The sequence below is a fragment of the Janthinobacterium sp. genome (assembly GCF_031995485.1).
GTDB lineage: Bacteria > Pseudomonadota > Gammaproteobacteria > Burkholderiales > Burkholderiaceae_D > Janthinobacterium.
The window spans coordinates 20,046-26,374 of the sequence record NZ_DAMAGB010000067.1 but is presented as its reverse complement, the minus strand read 5'-3'; the positions used below and the strand labels follow the sequence as shown (position 1 = coordinate 26,374).

8 protein-coding genes are annotated in these 6,329 nt (G+C 58.6%); 2 read left to right on the top strand and 6 right to left on the bottom strand.

Annotation, left to right across the window (positions count from 1 at the left end):
• Together RTQ46_RS25645 and RTQ46_RS25640 are read right to left on the bottom strand one after the other, a co-directional pair.
• Positions 1-284 (bottom strand): substrate-binding domain-containing protein (locus RTQ46_RS25645; RefSeq protein ID WP_312440423.1); only part of this gene is annotated, 284 nt, incomplete at its 3' end.
• Between the two features lie 130 nt (positions 285-414).
• Positions 415-798 (bottom strand): diacylglycerol kinase, encoded by a 384-nt coding sequence (locus RTQ46_RS25640; protein ID WP_312440422.1) that lies wholly within the window; start codon positions 796-798, stop codon positions 415-417.
• A gap of 152 nt (positions 799-950) precedes the next feature.
• On the opposite strand from RTQ46_RS25640, the gene RTQ46_RS25635 reads away from it, so the two are divergent.
• A complete protein-coding gene (locus tag RTQ46_RS25635) occupies positions 951-1,730 on the top strand; it encodes an IclR family transcriptional regulator (protein WP_312440421.1) in 780 nt (259 codons plus the stop codon).
• A 201-nt stretch (positions 1,731-1,931) separates the two neighbouring features.
• Here RTQ46_RS25635 and pbpG read toward each other — a convergent pair whose 3' ends face one another.
• Positions 1,932-3,026 (bottom strand): D-alanyl-D-alanine endopeptidase, encoded by a 1,095-nt coding sequence (gene pbpG / locus RTQ46_RS25630; RefSeq protein ID WP_312440420.1) that lies wholly within the window; start codon positions 3,024-3,026, stop codon positions 1,932-1,934.
• A gap of 176 nt (positions 3,027-3,202) precedes the next feature.
• Positions 3,203-4,120 (bottom strand): DMT family transporter, encoded by a 918-nt coding sequence (locus tag RTQ46_RS25625; protein ID WP_409518375.1) that lies wholly within the window; start codon positions 4,118-4,120, stop codon positions 3,203-3,205.
• 351 nt (positions 4,121-4,471) lie between these two features.
• On the opposite strand from RTQ46_RS25625, the gene RTQ46_RS25620 reads away from it, so the two are divergent.
• Positions 4,472-5,032: a phasin family protein gene (locus RTQ46_RS25620; RefSeq protein WP_312440419.1), complete on the top strand. Its 561-nt coding sequence runs from the start codon at positions 4,472-4,474 to the stop codon at positions 5,030-5,032.
• Positions 5,033-5,155: 123 nt separating this feature from the next.
• On the opposite strand, the gene RTQ46_RS25615 is transcribed toward RTQ46_RS25620, so the two are convergent.
• Entirely contained in the window at positions 5,156-5,875 is a 720-nt protein-coding gene (locus tag RTQ46_RS25615) for an ABC transporter ATP-binding protein (RefSeq protein ID WP_312440418.1), read from the bottom strand.
• Positions 5,872-6,329, bottom strand: a 458-nt coding sequence (locus tag RTQ46_RS25610) for an ATP-binding cassette domain-containing protein (RefSeq protein WP_312440417.1), incomplete at its 5' end; no start/stop codon positions are given. The genes RTQ46_RS25615 and RTQ46_RS25610, both read right to left, overlap by 4 nt.

Here is a 6,329-nt window from a genome sequence, read left to right as displayed (position 1 = left end):
AGCGCGTCGATGTCGTAGGCCAGGGCCAGCGTGACCACGTCCGCTTCCAGGCCGTCGAGCACGGCGCGCGCCTGCTTGCCGGAACCGCCATGCGATTGCTTGATCTTGACGTTGTCGCCCGTCTTGCCTTTCCATTCCTTGGCAAACGCCGTATTCACATCCTGGTACAGCTCGCGCGTCGGGTCATACGACACGTTGAGCAGCGTGATATCGGCAGCTTGCACTGTTTGCAGAACCGCAAAAGCGCTGATGGCGGCGGCAATGATTATTTTTTTCGACAACATCGAAGATCCCCGTGTGGTTAAGCTTTCAGAGCCACCAGATTACGGCGCTTCGCTCATAAAGAGAACGAAGCGTTTCACCATTTGATATGCGATTTTCGCATATGAATGGCTTTTAACGGGGATAGTTCAGTTAATAAAAGCGGTTGAACAGCACGACGGCCCAGGCAGCGAACGCCAGCAGGCAGGTCAGCAGCACGGCGGCGCTGCCGAAATCCTTGGCGTTCTTCGACAGCTCATGGCGGTCCAGTGAAATGCGGTCGACCACGGCTTCCAGCGCGGAATTGAGCAACTCCACGATCAATACCAGCAGCAGCACGCCGATCAATACCAGTTTTTCAAACGCGGAGATGCGCAGGAACAAGGCGATCACGGTGCCGACCACGAACAGGGCCAGCTCCTGGCGGAACGCATGCTCGCCGCGCCAGGCCGCTTTCAGGCCGTCGATGGAATAAAAGAACGCGGAATAGATGCGCTTGAGGCCGCTCTTGCTCTTGAAGTCATTTACAGGTTGCATGGATTTATATGGATGGCCGATAGTGGACTCGATTATGCCTTGGCACAGTAGGAATTGTGACAATCTTTTGCCATCATGCCCCTGGCAGTTCACTATTTTTTCACATCATGGTATAAAGTACGGCATGAATACTGCATCGCACCAAATTCGCCATGAAAATTGAACCCGTCGCGGCGCCCAAGACGACCATCCAGGTCATCGAACGCATGGTCGCCCTGCTCGACGCGCTAGCCAAATATACCGACCCGGTCAGCCTGAAGGAATTGTCCAAAGTCTCGGGCCTGCATCCGTCCACCGCGCACCGCATCCTGAACGACATGGTGCTGACGCGCTTCGTCGACCGCATCGAGCCGGGCACGTACCGGCTGGGCATGCGCCTGCTGGAACTGGGCAATGTCGTGAAAAGCCGCCTCAGCGTGCGCGAAGCGGCGCTCGACTTCATGCGCCAGCTGCACAAGAAAACCCAGCAAACCATCAACCTGTCGGTACGCCAGGGCGACGAGATCGTGTATATCGACCGCGCGTTTTCCGAACGCTCCGGCATGCAGGTGGTGCGCGCCATTGGCGGACGCGGTCCGCTGCACCTGACCTCGACCGGCAAGCTGTTCCTGTCCGTCGATGAGCCGAAGGCGATCCGCGCCTATGCCACGCGCACGGGCCTGGCCGGACACAACAAGAATTCCATCACGGATCTGCTGAAGCTGGAACGCGAGCTGAGCCAGGTGCGCGAGAACGGCTATGCGCGCGACAACGAAGAGCTGGAGCTGGGCGTGCGCTGCATGGCGGCCGGCATCCGCGACGACTCGGGCAAGCTGATTGCGGGCCTGTCGATCTCGGCGCCGGCCGACCGGCTGCAGGACGAGTGGCTGGTGGACCTGGTGGAAACGGCGAACCAGATTTCCGTGACACTAGGCTTTATGCCGCAGAATTGAAAAAGGCAGTGAAAACTGCCATGTAATAAGTCAGCGTCCCTGCGCCATAAGCGCACCCGCAAAACGGATTAAAACCCCAGCCGCCCGCTCGGGCGCATCGGGCCAAGCGGGCCGGCATCTCCGGCCCGCCATTTTTATGCCTTGCCTTTAATACATCGGTCAGCTTAACTTACGGCATGACAATGAAAACTGCCTTGGTAATCAACCGCCTGGCAGAACCAGATTACCTGGCTTCAAAGCTTCCAGCCACTTGCGCATGCGTCCCGCATCGGCCGTGCGCGACTGCTTGCCTTTGGAGTCGAGGAACACCATGATCACCGAGCGTCCTTCGATCACGGTCTGCATCAGCAAACAGCGCCCTGCTTCATTGATAAAACCGGTTTTCTGCAAGCCGATCTCCCAGCCGGGATTGGCCACCAGGTGGTTGGTGTTACCGAACTGCATAGGATGGCCGCTCGCTTCCACAATGGCTTTCGGGTCGGTCGAGTACTGGCGCAGCAGCGGCTGCTGGAAGGCGGCCATCGCCAGCCTGGCCAGGTCGTGCGCGCTGGCCACGTTCATTTTCGACAGGCCGCTCGAATCGACGTAGCGCGTGTCATTCATGCCCAGCTTGCGTGCCTTGGCGTTCATGGCGTTGACAAAGGCCGGCAGGCCGCCCGGATAATTGCGGCCCAGGGCGGAGGCGGCGCGGTTTTCCGAGCTCATCAGGGCGATATGCAGCATATTGGCGCGCGTCAGTTGCGAGCCCACTTTCAGGCGTGAACTGCTGAACTTGGCACGGTCGACGTCGTCGTCCGTGATCGTCAGCACTTCTTCCATGTCCTGCCCTGCTTCCACCACCACCAGGCCCGTCATCATCTTGGTGATCGAGGCGATCGGCAGCGCCACATTGGAATTCTTTTCGAACAGCACTTCCGCATTGCTCTGGTCGAGCACCAGCGCCACGCTGGACTTCAGGTCAAGCGGATCGCGCGTCAGGTTCAGGCCGGCCAGGTCGCCCATGGTCGGCATCGGTGCCGCCATCGGCACCGCGGCGCTGGTCACCTTCTGATAGATGACCTTGCGCTTGCCACGCACGGTGACGACACGGCGCACGGCTTTCTCGCGCGGCGCGGCGATCGCACGCGTGCCCGTGGCGCGCGCTCCCTTGCGCAAGACCACTTTGACTTTCTTGTTAGTTTGTTTCTTGGCGGCTGAGGACTTGCTGCCCGCTTCCTTGGCTTGGACGGCCGCAGCCGGTGCCAGTGCGAACAGCAGGGAAGCCAGCAGGCCCAGCGCGAATTTAAACTTAGCCATTCAATATTTCCCCGTGAAGCTGTTGCATTATTGCAGTGTAGCGAAATGCAGAGTAATCGCAAGCCTATTTAACACTTGCGGCAGCATTTATTGCGGCAATGAAACACAATGCATTATCGATCCACAAACGAATTTCCATTTGACTATGTGATTCCTTGTGTCAAACCTGTTTATTGTCATTTCTTGACGACAAATACCACACCGATCACGGCCACCAGCATGCCGGCAATGCCCAACATGTTAAATGCTTCCCCAAACATCAGCCAGGCCATCACGGCCGTGGTGGGCGGCGTCAGGTACAGCAAGCCGGTCACCTTGGTGGCGTCGCTGCGCCGTATCAGTGCGAACAGCAGGAAGATGGCGCCGATCGACAGCACCAATATCGACCATAACAGGGCGCCGATAAAGTTATGGGTCCATTGCACATTGGTAAAAGCAAGATCCAGGCCTTCGTAGTACAGGGCGAAGGGCAATACCACCACGATTGATGCGGCAAACTGCAACACGGTGCCAGTGCGCAAATCAAACTGCGGGCAATGGCGTTTCTGGTACATGGTGCCGGCCGTCATCGACAGCAGCGCAAACACGCATAGCAGCACGCTTGCCCAAGTCAACCCGACCAGGTCGATTTTGGCGTACACCACCAGCGCCACGCCCAGCAGGCCGAAAAACAGGCCCAGCCACTGGCGTGGACGCACCGACTCACCAATCAAGGGCGCGGCGCAGGCCGTCAGCACGGGCTGCATGCCGACGATCAGCGCGGACAGGCCGGCCGGCATGCCCAGCTTGATGGCGCACCAGACGCCGGCCAGGTAGCCAGCCTGCATCAGGATGCCGGCCACGGCGATCTGGCGAAACTGCCCCACCGGCCACGGTGCGCGCAGTACCAGCACCAGCGGCAGCAAAATCACCAGTACGCCCAAGAAACGCAGTAATAAAAACGTCAGCGGCGGCGCATACGGCAAACCGAACTTGGCAACGATAAACCCGGTACTCCATAACAGGACAAAAAAAGCGGGCAAGGCCATCGGCGCCAGGCTGGCAGGAAAGGCCGTTTTATCGCTGGCGCTGTGGGCGGAAGGAAGATTGGACATGGGAACAATTCGGCAAACGTGGCGGCACCATCGGCTGGCGCCAGTGCGGAGAATCAAGTCTAACATGGGCTGCCATGACGGGTCCGGAACGGCTCCAAAAACCGATTTATAAATGAACAATTAACACCAGGGAATTAAATATTTTCCTTTGGAAACAAAGACTTTTGACCTAAATCTATTCAATTGTTGCATCGCACAAGATTCACTTGACTTAACTATTTTTCACCGTAGAATAGGGTTTGTTGCGTTGCACAATTACTTGTTCAGCCAGATAAAAACAGCGTCATCTGCTTCCCCCTAAGGTAAACGCAGCATCAAATTAACCAGATTTTAATATTTTGGAGATTTACAATGTTTTCAATCCCTGAGCAGTTCTCGTCCGCTACCAAATCCAACCTGGAAGCCCAGTTTGCCCTGTTCTCGTCGCTGACGGGCAAGGCCTTCGAAAGCATCGAGAAAATCGTTGAACTGAACCTGACCGCCGCCAAGGCCACGCTGGAAGAGTCGACCGCGACCACCAGGCAACTGCTGGCTGCAAAGGATCCACAAGAATTTTTCTCGCTGAGCGCCGCGCAAGCCCAGCCGACCGCTGAAAAAGCCATCGCTTACAGCCGTCACCTGGCTGCCATCACTTCGGGTGTCCAGGCCGAATTCAGCAAAGCTGCTGAATCGCAAATCGCTGAAACCAACCGCAAAGTCATCTCGCTGGTTGAAGAAGTGACCAAGAACGCACCAGCCGGCTCGGAAAACGCCGTGGCTCTGTTCAAAAGCGCGATCGGCAACGCCAATGCAGGCTACGAGCAGTTCACGAAATCGAGCAAGCAAGCCGTCGAAACCATCGAAGCGAACCTGGCCTCGGCCGTGAGCCAGTTCACGCAAGCTGCTGCCAAAGCGGCACCACAAGCTGCCTGATCAACACAGCAAGCAATGACATGGGCCGCCACGGCGGCCCGGCTGAACCAGCTCCTCCCGGCATCCATCCTGTTCTTCCCCACGGATGCCATTATGCCCCGCTGCGCGCGGGGCATTTTTTGTTTACTCTCCCAAATACGCCGCCTTCACGCGCGGATCGTCGAGCATGTCGGCCGCGTTGCCGCTCATCGTCACCAGGCCCGAATCCATCACATAGCCGCGGTGCGCCGCCTGCAGCGCCAGGCGGGCGTTCTGTTCGACCAGCAGGATGGTAATGCCCTCGGCAGAGACGTTACGAATGACTTCGAAGATCTTCTCGACCATGATTGGCGACAGGCCCATCGACGGCTCGTCGAGCAGCAGCAGCTTGGGATGGCACATCAGCGCGCGCGCCATGGCCAGCATCTGCTGCTCGCCGCCGGACAGGGTGCCGGCCATCTGCGCGGCACGCTCTTTGAGGCGCGGAAACACATCGAACCATTTGGCGATATCGGCTTCGACCCCGGCCGCGTCCGTGCGCGTATAAGCGCCCATCATCAGGTTTTCGCGGATCGACATGCGCGTAAACACGCCGCGCCCTTCCGGCACCATCGCCAGCCGTTTTTCGACCAGGTGGAACGACTTGCTGCCTTTGAGCGACTCGCCCATATAGCTGATGGTGCCGTCGACCTTGCAGGCAGGCAACGTGCCTGTGATGGCTTTCAGCGTGGTCGTCTTGCCGGCGCCATTCGCGCCGATCAGGGCAATCAGCTCGCCCTGGTTCACTTCCAGGTCGATGCCCTTGACGGCCTTGATGCCGCCGTACGCCACGCTCAGGCCTGACACTTTCAAAACATTGCTCATGCGTGCGATCCTCCCAGGTAAGCCTCGATGACGGCCTGGTTCTGTTGTATGTCGGCTGGCAGGCCTTCGGCGATGCGCTTGCCGTATTCGAGTACCGTGATGCGGTCGCACAGCCCCATCATCAGTTTCACGTCGTGCTCGATCAGCAGCACGGTCTTGCCTTCGGCCTTGATTTTCACCAGCAGCTCGCGCAGGGCCAGCTTTTCGGTAGCGTTCATGCCGGCCGCAGGCTCGTCAAGGGCCAGCAGTTGCGGGTCGGTTGCCAGCGCGCGGGCAATTTCAAGGCGGCGCTGGTCGCCGTACGACAGGAAACGCGCCGTGCGGCTGGCGAACTGGGCGATACCGACAAAATCGAGCAGTTCCATCGCGCGCTGGCGGATGGCCGCCTCCTCCTCGCGCGCCGCCTTGTGGCGGAAGATGGCGCCGAACACGCCCTGGTGCGAACGCACGTGGC

Excerpts from the sequence above, each read along its gene's own strand:
- RTQ46_RS25640 (WP_312440422.1), bottom strand. The coding sequence starts at position 798 with ATGCAACCTGTAAATGACTTCAAGAGCAAGAGCGGCCTCAAGCGCATC.
- RTQ46_RS25635 (WP_312440421.1), top strand. The coding sequence starts at position 951 with ATGAAAATTGAACCCGTCGCGGCGCCCAAGACGACCATCCAGGTCATC.
- pbpG (WP_312440420.1), bottom strand. The coding sequence starts at position 3,026 with ATGGCTAAGTTTAAATTCGCGCTGGGCCTGCTGGCTTCCCTGCTGTTC.
- RTQ46_RS25625 (WP_409518375.1), bottom strand. The coding sequence starts at position 4,120 with ATGTCCAATCTTCCTTCCGCCCACAGCGCCAGCGATAAAACGGCCTTT.
- RTQ46_RS25620 (WP_312440419.1), top strand. The coding sequence starts at position 4,472 with ATGTTTTCAATCCCTGAGCAGTTCTCGTCCGCTACCAAATCCAACCTG.
- RTQ46_RS25615 (WP_312440418.1), bottom strand. The coding sequence starts at position 5,875 with ATGAGCAATGTTTTGAAAGTGTCAGGCCTGAGCGTGGCGTACGGCGGC.